At 71.0% G+C, this 20,476-nt stretch carries 20 protein-coding genes, 3 tRNA genes and 1 pseudogene; 9 read left to right on the top strand and 15 right to left on the bottom strand.

Annotated features, from left to right (window positions below; translation table 11 throughout):
* Window positions 1-117: 117 nt before the first annotated feature.
* The 3 genes from AB0M92_RS29890 to AB0M92_RS29900 all read left to right on the top strand — a co-directional run bounded on the left by AB0M92_RS29890 (window position 118) and on the right by AB0M92_RS29900 (window position 531).
* Window positions 118-190: transfer RNA gene (locus tag AB0M92_RS29890), tRNA-Asn, on the top strand.
* A gap of 5 nt (window positions 191-195) precedes the next feature.
* Window positions 196-268, top strand: a tRNA-Asn gene (locus AB0M92_RS29895).
* Between the two features lie 186 nt (window positions 269-454).
* Window positions 455-531: transfer RNA gene (locus AB0M92_RS29900), tRNA-Ile, on the top strand.
* Window positions 532-788: 257 nt separating this feature from the next.
* Here AB0M92_RS29900 and AB0M92_RS29905 read toward each other — a convergent pair.
* A pseudogene (locus AB0M92_RS29905) lies at window positions 789-1,310 on the bottom strand (tyrosine-type recombinase/integrase); the annotation flags it as partial.
* Between the two features lie 284 nt (window positions 1,311-1,594).
* On the opposite strand from AB0M92_RS29905, the gene AB0M92_RS29910 reads away from it, so the two are divergent.
* Entirely contained in the window at window positions 1,595-1,855 is a 261-nt protein-coding gene (locus AB0M92_RS29910) for a hypothetical protein (RefSeq protein WP_366105429.1), read from the top strand.
* Window positions 1,856-1,923: 68 nt separating this feature from the next.
* Here AB0M92_RS29910 and AB0M92_RS29915 read toward each other — a convergent pair whose 3' ends face one another.
* From AB0M92_RS29915 to AB0M92_RS29940, 6 genes are all read right to left on the bottom strand, one after another.
* Window positions 1,924-2,733, bottom strand: coding sequence for a leucine-rich repeat domain-containing protein (locus tag AB0M92_RS29915; RefSeq protein WP_366105430.1), 810 nt, complete (start codon window positions 2,731-2,733; stop codon window positions 1,924-1,926).
* A gap of 47 nt (window positions 2,734-2,780) precedes the next feature.
* Complete coding sequence (locus AB0M92_RS29920; protein WP_366105431.1) at window positions 2,781-3,593, bottom strand: phosphotransferase; 813 nt, start codon at window positions 3,591-3,593, stop codon at window positions 2,781-2,783.
* An 85-nt stretch (window positions 3,594-3,678) separates the two neighbouring features.
* On the bottom strand, window positions 3,679-4,140 hold the full coding sequence (locus AB0M92_RS29925) for a hypothetical protein (protein WP_366105432.1): 462 nt from the start codon (window positions 4,138-4,140) through the stop codon (window positions 3,679-3,681).
* A gap of 134 nt (window positions 4,141-4,274) precedes the next feature.
* Complete coding sequence (locus AB0M92_RS29930; protein WP_366105433.1) at window positions 4,275-4,466, bottom strand: hypothetical protein; 192 nt, start codon at window positions 4,464-4,466, stop codon at window positions 4,275-4,277.
* Window positions 4,463-4,648, bottom strand: a complete 186-nt coding sequence (locus tag AB0M92_RS29935) for a hypothetical protein (protein ID WP_366105434.1) — start codon at window positions 4,646-4,648, stop codon at window positions 4,463-4,465. The genes AB0M92_RS29930 and AB0M92_RS29935 overlap by 4 nt, the downstream gene beginning before the upstream one ends.
* 312 nt (window positions 4,649-4,960) lie before the next feature.
* Entirely contained in the window at window positions 4,961-6,190 is a 1,230-nt protein-coding gene (locus AB0M92_RS29940) for a helix-turn-helix domain-containing protein (RefSeq protein WP_366105435.1), read from the bottom strand.
* A gap of 373 nt (window positions 6,191-6,563) precedes the next feature.
* Between AB0M92_RS29940 and AB0M92_RS29945 the strand changes: the two genes are divergently transcribed.
* Window positions 6,564-7,430 carry a hypothetical protein gene (locus AB0M92_RS29945; RefSeq protein ID WP_366105436.1) on the top strand — a complete coding sequence of 289 codons (867 nt, stop codon included), beginning with the start codon at window positions 6,564-6,566 and terminating at the stop codon, window positions 7,428-7,430.
* An 826-nt stretch (window positions 7,431-8,256) separates the two neighbouring features.
* Window positions 8,257-9,090: a class II glutamine amidotransferase gene (locus AB0M92_RS29950; protein WP_366105437.1), complete on the top strand. Its 834-nt coding sequence runs from the start codon at window positions 8,257-8,259 to the stop codon at window positions 9,088-9,090.
* Window positions 9,091-9,112: 22 nt separating this feature from the next.
* Here the strand turns inward: AB0M92_RS29950 and AB0M92_RS29955 are convergent, their stop codons facing one another.
* Window positions 9,113-10,099, bottom strand: coding sequence for a hypothetical protein (locus AB0M92_RS29955; protein WP_366105438.1), 987 nt, complete (start codon window positions 10,097-10,099; stop codon window positions 9,113-9,115).
* Between the two features lie 217 nt (window positions 10,100-10,316).
* Window positions 10,317-11,483, bottom strand: coding sequence for a glutamate--cysteine ligase (locus AB0M92_RS29960; protein ID WP_366105439.1), 1,167 nt, complete (start codon window positions 11,481-11,483; stop codon window positions 10,317-10,319).
* Between the two features lie 343 nt (window positions 11,484-11,826).
* Between AB0M92_RS29960 and AB0M92_RS29965 the strand changes: the two genes are divergently transcribed.
* The gene (locus tag AB0M92_RS29965) at window positions 11,827-13,101 is read left to right on the top strand and encodes an MFS transporter (RefSeq protein WP_366105440.1); all 1,275 of its coding nucleotides are present in this window, start codon (window positions 11,827-11,829) and stop codon (window positions 13,099-13,101) included.
* A gap of 39 nt (window positions 13,102-13,140) precedes the next feature.
* Here the strand turns inward: AB0M92_RS29965 and AB0M92_RS29970 are convergent, their stop codons facing one another.
* The gene (locus tag AB0M92_RS29970) at window positions 13,141-13,530 is read right to left on the bottom strand and encodes a cupin domain-containing protein (protein WP_366105441.1); all 390 of its coding nucleotides are present in this window, start codon (window positions 13,528-13,530) and stop codon (window positions 13,141-13,143) included.
* A gap of 49 nt (window positions 13,531-13,579) precedes the next feature.
* On the opposite strand from AB0M92_RS29970, the gene AB0M92_RS29975 reads away from it, so the two are divergent.
* On the top strand, window positions 13,580-14,407 hold the full coding sequence (locus AB0M92_RS29975; RefSeq protein WP_366105442.1) for a helix-turn-helix domain-containing protein: 828 nt from the start codon (window positions 13,580-13,582) through the stop codon (window positions 14,405-14,407).
* A gap of 46 nt (window positions 14,408-14,453) precedes the next feature.
* On the opposite strand, the gene AB0M92_RS29980 is transcribed toward AB0M92_RS29975, so the two are convergent.
* The 3 genes from AB0M92_RS29980 to AB0M92_RS29990 all read right to left on the bottom strand — a co-directional run bounded on the left by AB0M92_RS29980 (window position 14,454) and on the right by AB0M92_RS29990 (window position 17,343).
* A complete protein-coding gene (locus AB0M92_RS29980; RefSeq protein WP_366105443.1) occupies window positions 14,454-15,101 on the bottom strand; it encodes a hypothetical protein in 648 nt (215 codons plus the stop codon).
* Between the two features lie 45 nt (window positions 15,102-15,146).
* Entirely contained in the window at window positions 15,147-16,490 is a 1,344-nt protein-coding gene (locus AB0M92_RS29985; protein ID WP_366105444.1) for a carboxyl transferase domain-containing protein, read from the bottom strand.
* Between the two features lie 88 nt (window positions 16,491-16,578).
* Window positions 16,579-17,343: a LysE family transporter gene (locus AB0M92_RS29990; protein WP_366105445.1), complete on the bottom strand. Its 765-nt coding sequence runs from the start codon at window positions 17,341-17,343 to the stop codon at window positions 16,579-16,581.
* A 70-nt stretch (window positions 17,344-17,413) separates the two neighbouring features.
* Here AB0M92_RS29990 and AB0M92_RS29995 point away from each other — a divergent pair, with 70 nt between their 5' ends.
* Entirely contained in the window at window positions 17,414-17,869 is a 456-nt protein-coding gene (locus tag AB0M92_RS29995; RefSeq protein WP_366105446.1) for an Lrp/AsnC family transcriptional regulator, read from the top strand.
* Here the strand turns inward: AB0M92_RS29995 and AB0M92_RS30000 are convergent.
* Entirely contained in the window at window positions 17,866-19,437 is a 1,572-nt protein-coding gene (locus AB0M92_RS30000; protein WP_366105447.1) for a GAF domain-containing protein, read from the bottom strand. The genes AB0M92_RS29995 and AB0M92_RS30000 overlap by 4 nt on opposite strands.
* Window positions 19,434-20,471, bottom strand: coding sequence for a rod shape-determining protein (locus AB0M92_RS30005; RefSeq protein ID WP_366105448.1), 1,038 nt, complete (start codon window positions 20,469-20,471; stop codon window positions 19,434-19,436). Before AB0M92_RS30005 ends, AB0M92_RS30000 begins: the two co-directional genes overlap by 4 nt.
* Window positions 20,472-20,476: the final 5 nt, after the last annotated feature.

Raw genomic sequence — 20,476 nt, forward strand, 5'->3', positions numbered from 1 at the left:
GCCGGCTGGCGATACCGATTGGCGGAGCACCCCCCTGCTTGCGCTAATCTATGACTCGCAACGGGCGCTCGCCCCTCCGGCCGGGCCGGAGGTGGGCTGTTCGGTGCACCGCAGCAATCCCCTGTAGCTCAATTGGCAGAGCAGCCGGCTGTTAACCGGCAGGTTACTGGTTCGAGTCCAGTCGGGGGAGCGCAGTCCCCTGTAGCTCAATTGGCAGAGCAGCCGGCTGTTAACCGGCAGGTTACTGGTTCGAGTCCAGTCGGGGGAGCATGGAAGAAGAGGACCTCACGACGGGGTCCTCTTTCTTTTTGCCCTGGTTCGGGAACCGGGCAGCCCTCAGAACGGTCTCCCTCAGCAGGCGAAGCCGATCATGCGAGGCATCCGAGGCAGGAGATCGTATGAGCGGCTATGCTGCGGCAGACGGCGCGCACACATGTACGCGCCACGCCGTGAAGGGGCGGTAGCTCAGCCGGTTAGAGCAGCGGACTCATAATCCGTCGGCCGTGGGTTCGAGTCCCACCCGCCCCACCACAAGCCGCAGGTGCAGAAACGATCGCACCTGCGGCTTCGACGTTTCCGGGGCCTGTCGCGCCATCAGGCGAGCCGAGCTCAAGCCTTTGGCTGGGAACGACCTGGGAACCAGAGTCCCCCGGCTGGACCTGCTCGCGCCGCCGGCGCGGCACGAGGGATGCCGCCCTCTCGGCCGCGTCTCGCCCGACTCCACCCAGCAGGTGTGAGTACAGGTCTGTGGTGATCGTCACCGTGGAGTGCCCGAGGCGCTTCGACTCGATCGCCATGTCGCCCCCGGCGGCGAGCATCAGCGACGCCTGCCCGTGCCGGCGGTCGTGCAGCCGCACCCGCCGCAGGCGCTGGCGCTCCCCGTCGGGGAGGTGCGCGTCGTTCTCGAAACGGACGGCGCCGATCAGGCCACCGAAGAGCTTGGAGACGTGATCCGGGCACAGGGCGTCACCGTCGTCGTGGGCGAACACGAGCCCGTGGTCCTGGTACGCCGACTTCCACTTGCGGCGCTCCTCCTCCTGCCGCAGCTTGTGACTCAGGAGCGCACCGACGGTCAGCTCGTCGAGATCGATGATCCGATCCTCGCCGCTCGCCGTCTTGGGGCGGGAGAACATCAGACCGATGTGTCCCCCTTCGCAGTACGGGCACGCCACGGGTGGCAGGTCCCGCTTCTTGAGCCCGGACACCTGCACGATCTGCTGCCTCACGACGATCACCCGCCGGGCGAAGTCGACGTCGTCCCATCGGAGCCCGCACGCCTCACCGCGGCGCAGGCCCGTTCCGGCGATCACCTCGAAGAGTGCGCCGAGGCGGTGCGTGCCGATGTGGTCGAGGAAGGCGCCGAGCTCGGCCGGCTCCCACGGGATGACGCACTTCGACGCCGACCGCGGGCACCGCAACCGAGCAACTCCTCGCCGACACCCGCAAGGGGCGGGCGTGGGACCGAGCCCGCGCCTTGCTCGACGCTGGCCGCAGCGCTGCCGATGTGATCGGCTCGGCAGACCTCGACACCCTGCACGCTCTGCGTGTCGAGCTCCCGTCGTACCTCGCTGCTCGGAGCGCCAAGCCTGAGGGCTTGGCTGGCCTCGACTGGACTGAAGCGGACCCGGCCCCGGTGCTGCGCACGATCGACCGGGCCCCCGTCGACCGCCTGCCCAAAGATCAGAGTGCGGCCCTGCGCATCCGCCTCGACCTCGACCAGGCCGAGTCCGGTCTGCGTGAAACCGTCGCGGGCTTGCGGCGCCAGGTCGACGGCTCAGCCAGTGACAGCGACGGGCTGCGCAGCGCAATCGCTGCCCGCTTTGCCGATCAAGAAGCGGCACGGCTCGATGCGTAGCTGACAGAGTGCGCCTTACAAAGCACATCACCGCCAACTAGCGGAGCTGTGCTTTGTAAGGGAAGACGTCAGGCCCAGTCAGCCGACGGCTGGACTGCTTCCCATCCGCCCGAGTGGGGCTGAGGAGCGTGCTTGGCGGCGCCGGGTGGCAGCGCGGCGACGCAGGAGGTCGAGCAGGCATTGACGAGTAGCGGTAGGACGTCGGTGGCGACCACGAGCGAGATCCACCGCTGGTGAAGCTCTCGTCCCTCCACCGGCCCGTCACAGACACTGCAGGTGCTGATTGCTGTCGTGCCCCACTGCTTCGGGTCCAGTGCGGCGAGGCGGTCGCCGGACTGGACCTCGCTCGTCTTCCGCAGCCGGGGGAAGGGCGGACGAAGCTTGAAGTTGCCGAACAGGGAGCGGGTGCTGACCGTGCTGTTTGCCAGCTTCGAGCACCGGGTGATCTCGTACGGGAACCAGTGCAGCCGGTGGGAGGTGTACGGGCTGAACTCCTCCAGATTGGTCATCGCGCCGATCTCCGGAGGAATCCGCACGAGATTGCTGCCATAGAGCCTCAAGTGCTTGACCTCAGTCAGTCGGGCGATGCTCGCGGGCAGGGTGATGACGTCGCGCCGCTCTTGCGGGCTGAGCTCGACGAGCGGGTTGAACTCCTCCCTGCCGTCCGCAGCCGCCTCTTCGACGAGCGCGAGAAGGCGCAGCCAACCCGCAGAAGACGTGTCCTGATGCTCTCCGTGAAAACCGACCCGGGCACGTGGCTGCACCTTGTACTGATTGAAACAGGTGCAGCGTTCCCGGTGGATGGGTTGACCGTCCGGCCCGATTCCTTCGGGCCATCGGTTCGCGAACAGGCGGGGCTCGGGGGGTGTGGCATCCATACGATCAGGATAGAAACCCGGCAGGACGATCGCACTGGGTTTCGGTACTAAGCGCTGTGTACCTCCTGGCTGCTGCGATGCATGGTCCAGGCTCGGGCGGCAGCGATCAGGGGGGCCCGGTGCGGCGCCGGGTCGGTAGCGGCGCGACTCTCCCAGACGCCATAGAGGGTGGCTGCGAAAGTGGCGACGGCCGAGGGCTCGGCGGAGTGGTAGGCAGGCACCGCTCGGGCGAGGGCTTCGGCTTGCTCCGCCGTGTGGCCGGCGTGAATGAAGCGAGGGATGGCGAAAGCTGTGTCTGCCCACGCTGGGCCGGGGCAGGCGAGGGCCCAGTCCAGTACACGGATTCCGTTCGAGGTGGCCAGCATGTTCAGCGGCGACACGTCGGAGTGGACGAGGGCACGGCCTTCGAGATCGGGGCAGCGGTCGTCAGCGAAGAACCCGGCCCAGCGGACGTGCAGCGGCTTCTTGCGCACCTGCTCCGGCCACGGGGCCTCGGACATCGTGGCGAGTGTGTCGAGGAAGGGACCGATATCGGGTGAGCTGGGGCTGAGGTCTGGGTGTGTGCCGACGAGGTACTCGTACCCGGTGAGCAGCCAACCGCCGGCGTCGACCTGCCAGAGCACGCGGGGGGCGAGCGGTGCGACGCGGGTCACGCGCGCCTCGTAGTCGTACATCCACGCTGCGGGCTCGTCGCTGCGGGTGCCCTTGACGAAGACGGGCCCGGCGGCGGTGTGGAGGGTGCAGGCGAGTCGGGCCATCACGCCGGTCTCTGCGGTCTCGGCGTGCTCGACGGGGCCGGTGTAGGCCTCGACGGCGCTACGGGACTCGGGCGGGAGCTCAAGCCATGCGGTGCGGTCCACCCGCGTACTCCTCGTGCAGAACGGAAGCCGGTCCCCGGCTCGGCCACAGAGTGGCACAAGCCGAGGACCGACCGCAGGCGGTACGTCAGGCGTACTTGGGGCTGTTGTGGCAGTTGGCGTGGCACTGCGAGCAGTCGGCGAGGTCCAGCTCGGGCCAGAACTCCATGTCGATCACGAATCCGGACGCGACGATCGCGTCGACCGTCCGGGCGCGCAGGGCCTTGCCGCCGCCGTGCGCCTCCTTGTCGAGGAACCCGGGCTGGTGGTGGACGAACTTGCCGATCGTCCCCGAGCAGAAGTCCTGGTACGCCTGCGTGTGCAGCAGGAAGGCGTGCCAGAAGTCATCGACGAGCGGCGACGGGCTGAGCGGGGTGTCGCTGTACGCGCCCGCCGCGAGGAAGGCGATCATCTGCCCGACGCCGCGGTCGGCCTTGTCGTCGGTCAGCTCGGGGAACTTGGCCTGCATGTTGGACACGAGCGTCGCGCGCAGCTTGGCGCCGATCAGATTCCGCGCGTCGGTCGCGGGACGCTCCTGGATTACGGTCACGGTCCTTGCCTCCTTGGTCATTGGTGCATGGGACATGCTGTGAAGCGCCTCGGCCGGCGCAACTGGGGACGGTGTCGACAGAGGTGCGCCCTGCCCGCCCGGGATCTGTCGGGTCATCCGAGCGGGCGGGGAGATCAGAGCGCCGGGAATCCGGCGTCGGGGATGGCCAGCGCCGACGGTGCGTCGCGGTGGCCGAGCTCGCCAGTGGTCAGGGTGGCGAGCGCAGCGAATCCCGCGGCGGTGCCGAGCACCCATATCCAGCTCAGGACGCGGCCCACCGGATCGCCGGACGTGGCCCCGCGCTGCACGGCGTGGCGCGCGGTCATGCTGCGTTCCCCTGTGCCTGCTCGCGCTGGGAGATGAGCCGCTCGAACTGGATCACATACAACTCGACCTGGTCCGGCGTGAGGACGAGCAGGGACTCCGCCGTACCGCCGTCGTCGTCGTGGACCAGGACCGGCAGCGCGCCCTGCTGGGCCCGCTGGTCGTACACGGCGTCGCGTCGCATTGGAGTCACGTACGTGGCCTGTGCCGGGACGGGGCGCAGAGTAGTTCCATCGGCCGGCGCCGACCACTCGTCGCCACCACCCGGCGGACGCAAGTGATACGTGCTGGCGCCCACTCTGGGTAGCGTCACGACGACGCCGATTCGGCCGTCCTTGGCGGTGTCGCGGGCGAGGTCGCCAAGTCGAGGGTAGAACGGTCCGGCCGTCCCTAACTCGCCGCCCTGTGAGGGCAGATGGGGTGTTGGTCGTCCTGTCATGCCCCAGAAGTTAGGGGCGCGTCAGGGGCTCAATATGAATTGGAGGAATACCCGCCCTCATCCGTCCAGGTGGAAGCGGTCTGACATGCGGCGCAGCTTCTCGCGGGTGCTGATCCGCTCGGCGTAGACGATGCCGCGGAGGGTCGACCGAGCGATCGGGTGGTTCCGTACGAGCTGAGGGGCGATCCGCTCTGCGGTCTCCAGCTCGGCGAGCGCGCGGTCGCGGTTGCCGTCCCACAGCCACGCGCGGGCAAGGTCCATGTGGTGGTGGCCCTGACGGGAGTTGGGGAGCGCGGCAACGAGCTCGGGCGCGGTGCGTCGGTTTATGGCGAGAGCCTTGGTCTGCTCGCCGGTCTCCAGGGCGACGCTAATCGCGTGGATCTGTACGTTGCCGGGGGAGAAGGTGACCGAGTGCCGGTCGTAGATAGGTGGGTTGTGGTTGCCTGCCATCCGGCGGGCAGCGTCGCGAGCGTGGTTGATCCGCTCGTCGGCCTCGGACGGTCGGCCGGCACGGGCCGCTGCGACGGCGGCGCGCAGGTGGAGCGTGCCCCACATCCGCAGGGCGAGCGGCTCACCGAGCTCGTACTCGCGCTGCACGCTGGCGATGGCCTTGTCGGACAGGGTGAGCGAGTCGTCCCAATCAGCCGTGGCCCACATGTCCCAGACGCGCATCCAGTCGGCGAGCGCGGGCATGACGGGGTCGGCCGAGAGGCGAGCCGCCCATGCGGCGCGCTCGGCCGCCATGGCGACGAGCTCAGGGTGCCCGAGGGCGTGCGCGGCGGTGTGGGCGAACTTGCACGCCACGGCGTAGATCCCGAACGCTTCCTCGCGCTCGTGGCCGGTAGCGGCCTCGGCCAGGGCGCGGGCCTCGCGCAGGAGGTCGGGGAGCGTCGCGAGGATCGCCGTGTTGGCCGCGGCGTCGCGGAGACGGTGCAGGCGGGTCATGTCCCGCCACAGCTCACCGGACGCGCGCGGAGCGCCGTCGAAGATCGGCGCGAGGTCGTAGCGGCGCAGCTCGCGCAGGATGGACGCCGCCGAGACCTGCCACTGATTCTCGGCGGGACTACTCGCGTATGGCCGGCCGATCAGGTCATTGGGGTGCACGTGCAGCTCGGCGGCGACGAGGTTGAGCAGCCCGACCCGGTCCAGCTCGATCAGGCCGCGTTCCATCTTGGACACCCAGCCCTGTGTCTTGCCCAGGGCGGCGGCGAGGTCGGCCTGCGGCATGCCGAGCCGCAGCCGTGCCCGCCGGACGCGACGACCGATCTCCTCGGCTTCCTCCAACATCAGCGCACCCCCTGTGCCTGCGCGGCCTGGCGTACCTGTCGAGGTGACGGCGCCTTCGGGCCAGCTCATTAGCAAGGTACCGACAGCGGCAGGCTCGTGTGGAGCGTTGACGTTCATCTCAGAGGCAGCAGCGCGTGTCAACCACGGTGGGGTGGTAGGTCCTGTAATCCCGCGAAAACAGTGCAAGTTGGCTTCACCATCCTGCACTATGTCGCCAACACTATTTTGCGGACGGAGCGGTGTGGGGATTTCTACAGCTGACCGTAAGCGTCTATGGGGCCAATCAGGCGGGAGGTGCGCGTTCCCGGAATGCGCAAAGAAGCTAATTAGGGAGATCGGGGAATATATTGACACTCCGCAAGCTGCGCATAGTGTGACTCTGGGAGAGGAAGCCCACATAGTCGCAGAGTCGGATAATGGCCCCCGAGCCGATCTGGAAATGCCACAAAAGGTCAGGGATAGCTATTCGAATCTTATTTTGCTCTGCGAGGAGCATCATAAGGTGATCGATGCGGCTGGCGGAAGGTACTTCCCTGTCGAAGTTCTTCTCGACATGAAAAAAGACCATGAAGCGGCGGTCGATCGAAGCATGGAAAGGTCGACGCGGGGGAACGAGGAAGCTGTCGAGCGTTTCTCCAGGTTCATTAGTGAGTTGAGCCGCAGGGTCGACTTGGATGAGTGGGATGGTTGGACCTCATCTCTCCTGGAGCCTTCCCCGGTAATGAACCGAGATAGGTTCGAGCGTTACTCCGAAACTGTGATCTGGTTGAGTAATCGAACGTGGCCCACAGCGCACTTTCCAGGTGTTCAGCGAGCGGTGAGGGTCTTTCTGGATGTCTGGAGGGATCTGATCGGTGTCATCGATCGAGAATTCGCATACCACCGAAATATGCGTGACCGATTTTGCCTTCGAGAGAAGCATAAAGAGATCGATTGGGACGAAAATCTCTATAAGCAGTATGGAGACGAATTCGACTTCAATGTCGATCTGATCCATGAGCTTGTCTACCATGCCACGGCGGCAGTCAACATGCTCTGTGATCGAATTCGAGACGAGATCGACCCCGGCTATCGCTTCGATGAAGGGCACGTTTCCGTCACTCGCGGGCTGAATGAGTTCTTTCGATTTGAGCATTTTCGGCCCTCTTATGCTGACGAGAATCGAGCGTCAGGTGGCCCCTATCCGGGGTTGGTGGAAATTAAGAAGTACGTGGCCGACGCACAGGGTCGTCACCTGTAGCAAGCTGATCATCGTTGACTCCTGAGGGCGCTCTTTGTGGCTGGCGGGCGGCGCCGACGGGGGAACTGCGTCGGCGCCACCCGCGCCTGCTCAGCGATGCGATTACCGGGGTGAGAGTTGGGAACCCGATGGGAACGGACGCTCAAGAATGAGGCAGCACGGGGCGTCCCTCCAAGGCGGCGCTCGTAGCCAACGACCAGCCAAAACGGCAGAGTGGATCATCCGGCGGCATCCTCCGGACTGTCCTCGATCGGACTCATAATCCGTCGGCCGTGGGTTCGAGTCCCACCCGCCCCACCGTGCCGCAGGTCAGAAGAAACGTTCTGACCTGCGGTTTTTTGTTGCCGGGATAGGGGCTCGGCGGGCTCCGGGCGTGTTCGTGATCACGGTCCAGAGCTCCCGGCTCGTGCCGGCGTCGGCGCGTCCGCACCGGAAGCGGGAAGCGGTCTCGGTGGAGCCTGCGGTGCACGGACGAGGGCCGCTCGCGGAGTCTTGGCCTGAAGTCCGGCTCAGGACCGGGGCCTTCGGGCCGCCACGCGCAGCGTGGTCAATGTCGAGTCCTCCTTCACCCGGCTGCGCCGACAGCGTCTCGCCCTCGCGGTGCCGTGCCTCGTTCCGCCCGCGTGGCGATCACCAGGAGATGGACCGACCATGGGACTGCCGGTAGATCAGGGGTTCGCGGAGCGGTGGCGGGCGTAGTGACGACACGCAGCGGTCCTCCCCGAGGCGCGGGGAAACCCCCGGTCTTCGCTTTCCGAACCGCTGGAGTCTGCCCTCGAACCGCCGCCGGACCGCGTTGGAGAACGAGGAAACAGGTGGTCGCCCCATGTGCCGATGGCTCGCGTATTCAGGTTCGCCCCTTCTGCTCGACACCATCCTGTACAAGCCGGCGCACTCGCTGATCGATCAGAGCCTGCACTCCAGACTGGGTGTGGAGACGACGAACGGCGACGGCTTCGGCATCGGGTGGTACACGGATCACGCCAGTACTCCGGCGGTCCTGCGGGACGTGGGGCCCGCCTGGAACAACCGCAACCTGCGGGAGATCGCCGATCACGTCGAGTCCCCGCTGTTCTTCGCCCACATCCGGGCGTCGACCGGAACGGCGGTGCAGCAGACGAACTGCCACCCCTTCCGGCACGGCCGCTGGCTGTGGATGCACAACGGGGCCATCGCCGATTTCCACCTCATCCGCCGGGAGCTCTGCCTGCTCGTCGACCCCGCGCTGTTCGTCGACATCGAGGGGACGACGGACTCCGAAGTGATGTTCTACCTCGCCGTCACCTTCGGCCTGGACCAGGACCCGCCGGGCGCCGTGGCGCGGATGGCCGGAGTCGTGGAGCGCATCGGCCGCGAGCACGGAGTGGAGTTCCCGCTGCAGATGACGGTGGCCGTGAGCGACGGTGAGAGCGTCTGGGCCTTCCGCTACTCCAGCCAGGGGAAGTCGAGGTCGCTGTTCTACAGCAGCCGCGTGGACAGTCTGCGCAGGCTCCACCCCGACGTGGCGTTCCTGCGAGAGGTCTCGGACGAGACCCGCCTGGTCGTTTCCGAGCCCCTCGGCGATCTGCCCGGTGCCTGGAACGAGGTGCCGGAGAGCAGTTACGGCGTCGTGCGGCCGGGAGCGGACGCGTTGTTCTCCTTCACCCCTCAGGCGGCCTGAAGCGTCAGGGGCAGGCCGCCGGTCAGGGGCACGCGGCGGCCGGGTCGTCGTGGACGATGGCGCAGACCATCTGCGCGCCGCGCCCCTGATCGGGGTACGCCGCGAGCAGCTCCGCCTTGAAGTCGTTCCACTGGCGGGTGAGTTCGGCGGTGGCCCCGGCGGTCGCCCGGCGGAAGTTGTCGCCCGCCCTTGCGCCGGTCTTCGCGCGCGCGGATGCGGCGGTGTCCTTGTTCAGGGTGCGGTTGTGGGCGACGCGGCCGTCGCAGTCGGCGGGTTTGACGCCGGTGGAGTCGAAGTCGGGGTAGCAGCCCGTGGCGAGGTCCGAGGGGATCCGACCGCGCGCGTCCCGGGTCCAGTCGGCGTCCTTCATGGCGCTGTAGCGGCGGATGTCGAGGAACGGCGGGTGGTCCGTCCGCTCCAGACCGGGCGGGTTGTCGAGGCCGATCGGACCGGCGGCGGACCGGTCGCTCCAGTTGGAGTGCGAGTAGAAGTCCTCGATCTGGTGCCAGCCGCGGCCGAGCTGTTCGAGCACGGCGCACTTGGCCCGTCCGGGCTTCTCGTCCCACGCGCAGGGGGTGGACAGGTCGCTCTGATCGGCGCGCACTGTGCCGTGGGCGTCGACGAGGCCGTCGGCGGCCCGGACCGCGTTGCGGAAGCGGGCGACGGACGTACGGATGCAGGCGAGGAGCTCCGTGGTCGCCTCGTCCCTGGTGCGGGGGTAGCCGGCGGAGTACCGGGGGGCGAGGTAGTCGGCGTTGTCGCAGTGCAGGGCGCCGACGTCGAAGTACGGGCGGCGGTCGTTGGCGTTGACGGCCCCGTCGTGGGCGTCGGCCATCGCGGTCAGCGTGACGGGCTCCCAGGGCAGTGCCGCCCGGGTGACGTCCTCGTGGTTGTCGCCGGTGAAGGCGTGGGCGGCGCCGCCCGGCAGGACGGTCAGGGTGGCTGCCAGCCCGGCCGCGAAGACGGCGCAGGCGGTCCGGGACCTGCCGGGGAGCGGGAGGCGGGACATGTGGGGCTCCAGGTGTACGGAGGCACGCCGGCCCGCCCAGGACCGGCGCCGGCCGCGGTGATCGCCTCGGTCCGGCGGCGCGAGGGGGCCGCACCTCCATGCTGCGCGCCCGGCCCGGGCCCCGCATGCGCGCGGTACGTCCCGCCGGCGCCCCCCGGGGCCGCAGGTGCGGAAACGAGCGCACCTGCGGCTTCGGCGGCTCAGGGCCGGCGGCGGGCTAGAAGTTCTCCGTTTCGTCCGCCAGGTGGCGCAGTACGTCGTTCAGGTCCTGGCGGCGGGCGTAGGCCGCGCGCTGGCGGTGGGCGCCCGAGCCGTCGCGCAAGAGGCCTCCCAGGGTTTTGGCCGCGTGGTCGAGTTCGTCCGACGCCGCGAGTTCCGGGGCGACCAGGTCCAGCAGGGCCTCCGCCAGGTCGGCCGCCGGGATCTCCGCCCCCGTGTACGGGTCGAGGCCGAAGCCCTCCAGCCCGTCGTGGGCCGCCCGCCAGCGCGCGAGGCGCAGTACGTCGTCCCGCAGCGCCGGCTCGGGACGCAGTTCCTCGATGTCCCGCAGGGCCGTCGCCACCAGGGCGCGGACCAGCTCCGCCTGGAGGATCGCCGTGTCGATGTCCGGGGACATGTCGGGCGCCCGGATTTCGAGCGTCGGCCAGTGCCCGGACGGGCGCAGGTCCCAATAGACCATCTTCGTGTCCAGGGCCGCCCCCGAGCCGAGCAGGGTCTGCACCGAGCGCCGGAAGTGGGCCGTGGACGTGAAGTGCGGGGGCAGCCCGGCCGAGGGCCAGCCCGACCAGGCCATCGCCCGCCAGCTGGCGTGACCCGTGTCACGGCCGCCCCAGAACGGCGAATTGGCGGCCAGCGCGATCAGCGTGGGCAGCCATGGTCTGACCCTGTTCGACACCGCCACCGCCGTGTCCACGTCGAAGGTGCCGATGTGGATGTGGCGGCCGCAGCTGACGAGGGTGTCGGTCAGCGAGCCGAAGCGGCGGTGCTGCTCGCGCTGGCGCGGCTCGTCGTCGGTCAGGTGCAGCGGCCCCTCCACCGCAACGACCGGCGAGGGCGCGGCCAGCAGCCGGCAGCCGTGGGCGCGGGCCGCCCGGGCGAGGGTGCGCCGCAGCGTGGCGAGCTCCGCGCGCAGTACGGGCGCCGAATCGGCGACGGGGGTGGAGATCTCCACCTGGTAGCGGGTGCCCTCGGGGTGCACTTCGTGGGGCAGGCCCGCAGCGGTGGCCAGGACGAGCGGGGCGGCCGGGACCACCCGCAGGGTACGGGAGTCGACGAGGAGGAACTCCTCCTCGACCCCCACGGTCAGCGGGGCTGTGAGAGGGGTCGCGTGGACTCCGTTGTCCGCGCTGCCGGTGCTCGTGGTGCTGTTGCCAGGTTCGATCACTACGCCTCCCTGGACATACGAGTCGTTTCATCATGAGTGGAACGGCAGCGCAGGAGCGCACGTCGATTCAGTCAAATGTCGTGTGATAGTGGCGAGTTACCGGCAAGGACCGGCCCGGTCTGATGCCGTGGATCCGGGTGGGGCGACTGGTGCCGGTGCGCGTGCGGGCAGGGGCGCGGATAGAGGCACGGGCAGGGGCCGTGGCACGGGCACCGGCAGGAGCACCGGCAGGGGCACCGGCAGGGGCACCGGCAGGGGCACCGGCAGGGACGCGCACCGGCGGGGACGAGTCCCGGCTCGTTAATGCCTGGGGTCGCCGAACGGCCGCTGGTTATCATCCGCTGTGACCGGTACGAGCACCCCCACACCCGCCCCCGCCCGACGCCCCACGCGAATATTCGCGGACCTGACCCCGCTGCGCACGTCCCCGGACTACCGGCGGCTGTGGGTCGGCAGCACCATCTCCTGGATGGGCCAGGCGATGACCGCCCTCGCGATCTCGCTCCAGGTGTACGACATCACCGGCTCCAGCTTCTCGGTCGGGCTCGTCGGCCTCTTCTCCCTCGTCCCGCTCGTCGTCTTCGGCCTCTACGGCGGCGCCATCGCCGACACCGTCGACCGGCGCAAGCTCGGCCTGTACAGCTCCCTCGGTCTGACCGCCCTCTCGATCGCCCTGGCCGGCGCCGCGCTCCTCGGCTACCACCGGGTCTGGCTGCTGTACTCGGTCGTCGCGCTCCAGGCGGTCTGCGGCGCCCTCAACGGACCCGCCCGCTCCGCGATGATCCCGCGGCTGCTGCCGACCGAGCAGCTGCCCGCCGCCAACGCGCTGAACTCGGTGACGATGACCTCCGGGACGATGATCGGCCCGGTGCTCGGCGGGCTCATCGTCGGCTGGTGGGGCTACCAGGCCGCGTACCTGATCGACGCCGTCACCTTCTGCGCCGCGCTCTACGCGGTGTGGCGGCTGCCCGCGATGCTGCCCGAGCGGGAGGGCGGCAAGCGGGGGCGGGCCTCCGTGCTGGACGGACTGCGCTTCCTCGGCACCCGGCCGAACATCCGGATGACCTTCTTCTCCGACATGGCCGCCATGGTGCTGGCCCAGCCGAAGGCGCTGTTCCCGGCCATCGCCGTGCTCTGGTACGGCGGCGACGCCAAGACCGTCGGCCTGCTGGTGGCGGCCCCCGCCGTCGGGGCGCTGCTGGGCGGGCTGTTCTCCGGCTGGCAGGGGCGGATCCGCCGGCACGGGCTGGCGATCCTGATCTCCGTGGCCGCCTGGGGGCTGGCCATCGCCGTCTTCGGGCTCACCCGCAACCTGTGGCTCGGGCTGTTCTTCCTGGCCCTGGCGGGCTGGGCCGACACCATTTCCATGGTGTTCCGCTCCACGATGATGCAGGCCGCGACCCCGGACGAGATGCGGGGTCGGCTGCAGGGCGTGTTCATCGTGGTGGTCGCCGGCGGACCCCGGCTCGGGGACTTCCTCGCCGGGACCACCGCCGACCTGACCTCCCCGGCCGTGGCGATCACGGGCGGTGGGCTGGGATGCGTACTGGTGCTGCTCCTGCTGGCCGTGCGCTGGCGCGGGTTCGCCCGGTACGACGCGAGGTCGCCGCAGGCGTGACGCGTCCGGGCCGCCTGACGCGCGAGACCCGGGGACGGCTCAGGCGTCGACCGGCTCCCGGGTGCGCTCGCCGCCCGCGTCGCCCGTGTTGACCGTGCCGGCCGGCTCGAACAGCAGGATCGAGACCTCCTCGTCCGCCACCGGGCAGTGCTCGACCCCGCGCGGGACGACGTACAGCTCGCCGGGGCCGACGGTCACCTCCGCGTCGCGGAGGCGGATCCTGAGGGTCCCGCTGACGACGAGGAACAGCTCGTCGGTGTCCTCGTGGGCGTGCCACACGAACTCGCCCTGGAGTTTGGCGGCCTTGACCTCGTAGTCGTTGATCCGGGCGATGCGGCGCGGGGCCCACTGCTCGTCGAAGGCGGACAGTTTCCGCGCGATGTTCACCGCGTGCGTCGGCTGCGTCGCGTGCGTAGGGTTCGTCGTCATGGGGAGAGGCTGCCGCAGCGGCCGGGGGGCCGTCTTGTACGTTCCTGGCATGGCCGCGACCCGTCCGCGCAGCACCGTCTCCGCCTGGCAGCCGTCGGTCCCCGGCATCGCCGAGGTCTTCCACGCCCGTTTCACCGACCACGCGTACCCGGCTCACGTCCACGACACCTGGGCCCTGATGATCCTGGACGGCGGCCGCGTCGACTTCGCGCTCGACCGGGAGCGGCACGGGATCGGGGTCTCGGACGCGGTGATCCTGCTGCCGCCCGGGGTCGTGCACGACGGACGGACCGTCACCGAGGCCGGATTCCGCAAACGGGTCCTGTACCTCGACGCCTCGGTCCTCCCGGAGCGCCTGGCCGGGGCCGCCGTCGACACGCCGCTGCTGTTCGACCGCCCGCTGCTGGAGCGCGTGCAGGGGCTGCACCTCGCCCTGGGCCCACGGCACTCGCCGCCGACCGAGGGCTTCGAGGCGCAATCGTGGCTGGCCTTCGTCCGGGAGCGGCTGTGGATCCGGCTGGCGGGCCGGGAGCCGGCCCGCGGTGGCGGACCGGGCGCGGGGCTCGCCGTACGGCTGCGCGAGCTGCTCGACGCACGGGTGGTCGAGGGGATCACCCTGGCGGAGGCAGCGGCGGAGCTGGGACACGTCCACCCCACCCACCTGATCCGCAGCTTCCGGAGGGCGTACGGGCTGCCGCCGCACGCGTACCTGACCGGTCGGCGGGTGGCCCGGGCGCGACGGCTGCTGCTGGCCGGAATGGGCCCGGCCGCGGCGGCCACGGCCGCCGGGTTCTACGACCAGGCGCACCTGACACGGCACTTCGGGCGGTACGTGGGGACCAGCCCGGCGCGGTACTCGCGATCCGGACGGCCGTGAAGGGGAGGCACGGGCCGCCGCTGCGCGCGGCCTGCCCGCCCGCGGGCTACGCCGGTTCCAGGAGTACCGCCGGGAGCGTGCCGCTCACGATCTCCTCCCGGGGCAGCGAGAGGCCGAAGTGGCGCTCCAGCACGCCGAGGGCGGTGCGGTGGACCTCCCGGTCGTCCGCGTCGTCGTCCGTGCCCTCGTCCGCCGGGAGCCCCGCGGCGGTCAGTCCGGCTTGCAGCCGGGAGGCCGTCCCGGGCTCGCCGTCGACCCCGTCGTAGCCCCAGGAGCCGTCCAGGTGCAGGTTGAAGGCACTGAGTACGACCTCGTCGCGGAAGTGCGCGAACTGCGGCGGGACCGGCTTGCCGTTCTCCTCCTCGAACTCCAGGTGGCAGATGTCCACGCCCCCGCGGGAGAGCGGCAGCCCGCCGCAGAACCCGCCCGTCCAGCCCCCGTACGCGACCGTGTAGGACCAGTCGCCGCAGCGGCCGTAGCGCAGGCCGATGTCCTCGTGGCCGTCCAGGAGGGCGAGCAGCTCGGATCCGGTGAGGTCGCCCACCGGTACGGCGGTGTGCTCGGGCCCGTACCGGAGGTTCTCCGTGAGGCGCCCGACGAGCTCCTCCGGGGTGAGCCCGCGGGCCATCACCACGCTGTACCCGCCGAAGGCGATCGACTCGGGGACCGCCAGCCAAGTCATTCCGTCCGTCATGACGCACATCCTGGCCGAAGCCTCTGACAACGCGGGGGAGTCGGGTCAGGCGGGGCCGACCACGCCGCGCGCCACGCCCAGGGCGACCAGGTCCTGGGGGCGGATGCGGAGCTGGCCCGCGGTGGACGGGGCCTGGGAGGCGGGGCGCTTGAGGATGGCCGCCGCCAGTTCGGGGGCGATCACGGAGAAGTAGCTGTCCGGGGTGACCCAGGTGTTCCCCGGCGCGGCCAGCGCGAGGGCTCCGCCCGAACCGCCCTCTCCGATCAGGAGGGTGGTCACCGGGACCGCGGCCGCCGCGAGCGCCGCGAAGGCGTCCGCGATGGCCGCGCCGGCGCCGGCGTGCTCCGCGGCGGCGTCGTTGGCGGCGCCCGGGGTGTCGACCAGGGTGAGCACGGGGATCCCGAGGCGGTCCGCGAGGCGGATGACGCGGGCCGCCGTACGGTATCCGGCCGGGCGGGTGGCGGTGCCGCACTGGGCGGCGTACGCGACGGCCCGCCCCTCCCGCAGCCCGAACCCGCACAGCATCCCGGGGTCCGTGCCGCCCGCCCGGTCGCCGGAGAGGGGCAGCCGGAGGCCGAAGTACGCGTCCAGGTACGCCTCGGCGTGCGGCCGGCCGGGGTGGCGGGCCAGCCGGACGGCGTCCCAGCCGGTCTTGGGGGGCGGTACGTCGGCCAGTGCGGCCGGGGGCTCGACCGGTTCGGCGGAGCGGGGCGCGGCCAGCACCCGCAGCCAGTCGGTGAGGGTCGCCGGCAGCTCGGCGGGCGGGACGACGGCGTCCACGTGCCCGGAGGCGTACTGCCCCTCGGCGGTGTACGCCGCCGGATCCGCGTCCGCCGGCCGCACCCGCGAGCCCGCGAAGCCGACCTGCGCACCCGGGAGCGCGAGCACGACGTCCGCCCCGGCACCGAGGGTGGCCCAGCCGCCGCCGGTGGTGGGATCGCGGAGCACGGCGATCTGCGGCAGCCCGGCGGCCCGGGTCAGGACGGACTGGCGGGCCACGCGCTGGAGTTGGGTCAGCGCGAGCATGCCCTCCTGCATGCGGGAGCCGCCGGTGGCGATCAGTGAGACGAGGGGGAGGCGGTGTTCGCGAGCGTAGGTGTAGGCGGCTTCGAGCCGGTCTCCGGTGCGTTCGCCGAGGGAGCCGCCGAGGAAGCCGAACTCGAAGGAGATCACGGCGGCCGGGCGGCCGCCGATGAGGGCGGTTCCGGTGACGACGGACTCCTGCTCGCCGGTGCGGGCGGTGGCGCGGGCCCGGGAGTCGTCGTATCCGGCCCAGGCCAGCGGCCCGTCGGGGGCGGAATCCCGGTGGGGGGAGGGGAGTTCGGCGAAGCTGCCGGGGTCGGCCACGGAGGCGATGGCCGCGCGGGCCGAGAGGCGGGTCGTCGTCACGGGATCACCCTATGGGGCCCGGCTCGCGCCGACCTAGGGGTTGTCTCGTCGATCGGGCGGGCGCCCTGGCTGATCGACGAGGCACCCCCTACGGCAGCGGGAAGGCCAGCTTGAGGGCGTAGGCGGCGACCAGGCCGTAGCCCAGGCGGAAGGTCCAGGCGCGGGCGGCGGGGGAGATGCGGCGGCCGGCGGCGGCTCCGATGGCGACGAGGGCCTGCTGCCAGAGGAGGGACGCGATGGCCACGCCGGCCAGGAAGGCGGCGGCGGTGGCGGGGGCGGTGAGGGTGGAGGCCTGGGCGGTGGTGAGGGCGGCGAAGTAGAGGGCGGTGGTGGGGTTCACGGCGGTGAGCGCGACGTACCGTCCGAAGGCCGTCCGGGCGTCCCCGGACCTTTGTGCCTTCCGTACCGGCGGGGCCGGATGCGCGATCGGCGGAGCCGGAACGCCGGGGCGGGGCTCCGGGGCCCGGGCCTCGACGGCCGGCGGGCCCGGTGGGACGGGGCTGAGCCGCGGCCCCGGCGGCGCGGGCGGCTTCGTCACCGCCGAGGGCTCCGCTACCGGGAGGGCGCGGCTGCGGTACAGGGCGTGGGCCGCGATCGACAGGAGGACGGTCGCCGACAGGAGGCGGATCCAGGCTTCGACCGGTGTCACGTGGGAGGCCACCCAGGGGCCGAGGGCCGTGGCGAGGGCCGCATAGGCGAGGTCCACCGTCGCGATGCCCGCCGCCGCGGCCATCGCCGTGCGGCGGTGCCGCATCGCCTCCTGGAGCAGCAGCACGCTCATGGCGCCCATCGGCATGGCCACGCCCAGGCCCGCGACCGCCCCGGACAGGGCGGGGGAGAGAAGTCCGTTCATGCGGACGAGGGTGGGGTCAACGGCATCGGGTGCAGCGGCGCTTATCGGGCTTCGCTGCGAGAATCGCCGTATGGACCGCCTCGACAGGGAAATCCTCGGCATCCTGCAGCAGGATGCGCGGATCTCGTACCGCGATCTCGGCGTGCGCGTCGGGCTCAGTGCCAACGCCACCGCCGACCGGGTGCGCCGGATGCGGCGGGACGGGGTGATCCGCGGGTTCACCGTCATCGTGGATCCGGCCGCCGACACCCGCGGCGGGCTCGTCGTCTTCATCGACCTGAGCCTGCGGCAGGACACCACCAACGAGGAGTTCGAGGAGAAGGTCGTGAGGCTTCCCGGGATCACCGAAGTGGTGCACGTGACCGGGGAGTACGACTACCTCGTACGGGCCCGCGCCGCCGACCCCGCCGCGCTCGACGCACTGCTGCGCCGGCTCAAGCGCGAGGCCGGCGTGGCGCAGTCCAGTACCCGGATCGCCCTCAAGGGCGCCCACGGGCCCGCCACCGCCCAGAGGGACACCCCCTAGAGCGCCGACTCCCAGTTGAGCGTCGTACCCCGCGTTCCCGACTCCGTGTGGCCGTCGTCCGTGACCGTCAGGCGGACGCGGGTCGGGTTCGCGTCCACCTCGACCTCGATCGACGCGACCTGCGAGCGGCGGTGGGCCGCGGCCAGGGCGCCGCGCAGGGCCGACATCAGGTCGCCCGCCACCGGCTCCGGGAGCAGGGCGTCCACCGCGCCCGCGAAGTGGACCGACGGCTGGAAGCCCAGCAGGACCGCCGCCCCGCCCGTCTCCCGCAGGATCCGGCCGCGAACCGTCGTCGGGGCGTCGCTCGGCGGCTGCTGGAGGGCGAAGATGGCGGTGCGGACCTCCTGGATGGTGGAGTCGAGCTCATCCACGGCCCGGCCCAGTTCGTCGCCGACCGTGTCCCCGGCCGGCGCGGAGGCCGAGCGCTTCTTCGTGCTCTCCAGCATCATCTCCGTCGCGAACAGCCGCTGGACCACCAGGTCGTGCAGGTCCCGCGCGATCCGGTCCCGGTCCTCGTAGACGGCCAGCTGCTCGCGGTCGTGCTGCGCGTCCGCCAGTACGAGGGCCAGCGCGGCCTGGGAGGCGAACTGCGAGGCCAGCAGCCGGTCCACGGCGTCGTACGGGCGGCCGCCGCGGGCGCGCGGCAGGGCCAGGGTGCCGATCAGCTGGCCGCCGCTCTGGAGCGGCAGCATCATGCTCGGGCCGAAACGTTCCCGCACGTGCGTGGTCATCCGGGGGTCCGTCGCCGAGTCCACTATGAAGACGGGCTCGCCGCCGAGGAGTTGGACCAGGACCGGTGAGCCGGGGGCGATCGCCGTCCCGACCAGGTCCCCGGGGTCCCCCTGTGTGGAGGCGGCCACGATCTCCATGCCGCCCTCCGGGGTCGGTTGGAGGACCACCCCGGCCGCCGCGTCCGCGAGGAGCCGGGCCCGTTCGGCCACGCACATCAGCGCGTCGGCGGCCGGGCGGCCGGCCAGCAGGGTCGTGGTGACCGCGGCGGCGCCCTCGATCCAGCGCTCCCGGCGGCGCGCCGTCTCGTACAGCCGCGCGTTGCCGATCGCTATCCCCGCCTGCGAGGCCAGGACCCGCACCAGTGCGAGGTCCTCGTCCGTGAAGGGTCCGCCGCCCTGCTTCTCCGTGAGGTAGAGGTTGCCGAAGACCTCGGTGTGGACCCGGATCGGGACGCCCAGGAAGCTGTGCATGACGGGATGGCCCGGCGGGAACCCCGAGGAGCGGGGGTCCGTCGACAGGTCCTCCAGCACCAGCGGGCGCGGATCGGTGATCAGCGCGCCGATCACGCCCGCCCGCCCGTCGGGCAGCCGGGGGATCGCGGCGCGCTCCGCCTCGCTCAGCCCGGCCGTGTACAGCTCGGTCAGCCGGAGGCGCTCGGGGTCGATGACCCCGAGCGCTCCGTACCGGGCCGAGCACAGCTCGGTCGCCGAGTCCACGATGTGCTGGAGGGTGGCCTGCAGCTCCAGTTCGGAGCCGACGCTGAGCACCGCCTCCAGGAGTACGGGCAGACGGGCCCCTTCCGCGGGATCGGCCGGCTCGGGCACCTCGTTCGTCATTCGGCCAGCGGGTTGAGGACCATCGGGGCGATCTTCCCTTCGAGCATCATGCCGAGACCGAGCACGGCGCACACGTCCGGACGTTCCGCGATGGCGACGGGCATTCCGGTGGCGTCGCGCAGCATCTGGTCCAGGCCCGGCAGCAGTGCGCTGCCTCCCACCATCATGATCCCCCGGTCCGTCAGGTCGGCGACCAGGTCCGGCGGGCAGTCCCGCAGCACCTTGCCGATGCCGTCGAGGACGGCGGTCAGCGGGGTGTGGATGGCGTCGCGGACGGCCGCGGTGTCCACCTGGACGGAACGCGCGAGCCCGGTGGCCACGTCGCGGCCGTGGATGAGGGTGGAGGAGGGACCCCCGCCGGTGATGCCGTTGCCGTGCAGGGCCACCTGGAGCGGCCGGACGGCCTGGCTCGGGAGCATCAGTTCGTGCGCGTGGCGCAGGTGCTGGACGACGGCGTGGTCGATGGCCTCGCCGCCGACCGGGATCCGCTGGGCGGTGACGATCGAGCCGAGGGAGAGGACGGCGATCTGGGTCGCGGCGGCCCCGCACACCATGATCATCGTCGCGGTCGGCTGCTCCACGGGCAGGCCGCAGCCGACGGCCGCCGCGATCAGGGTGTCGACGAGCTCGACGCGCCGGGCCCCGAGCCCGACCATCGTCTCCACGGCGGCCCGCTGCGCGAGCGGGTCGGCGTCGTGCGGGGTGCAGGCGGCGGCCCGCAGCCGGGGCTTGCGGCGCAGGGCGCGGCGCAGCTTCTCGCCGAGCAGGTGGCGCAGCATGCGCTGGGCCATCTCGATGTCGACGACGGTGCCGCCGGAGACGGGGCGGACGACGCGGATGTAGTCGGGCGTGCGGCCCGTCATCCGTTCGGCGAAGGTGCCGACGGCGATGAGCGCACCGGTGCGGGTGTTGACGGCGGCGACGCTGGGCTCGTCGACGACCAGGCCGGCGCCCTTGACGTAGACGCGGGTCCTGGCTGCTCCCAGGTCGACGGCGACGTGGCAGCGGCGCAACTGCTCAAGACTGACGGTCACGGCAG

The organism is Streptomyces sp. NPDC051582, assembly GCF_040681715.1.
Lineage (GTDB): Bacteria > Actinomycetota > Actinomycetes > Streptomycetales > Streptomycetaceae > Streptomyces.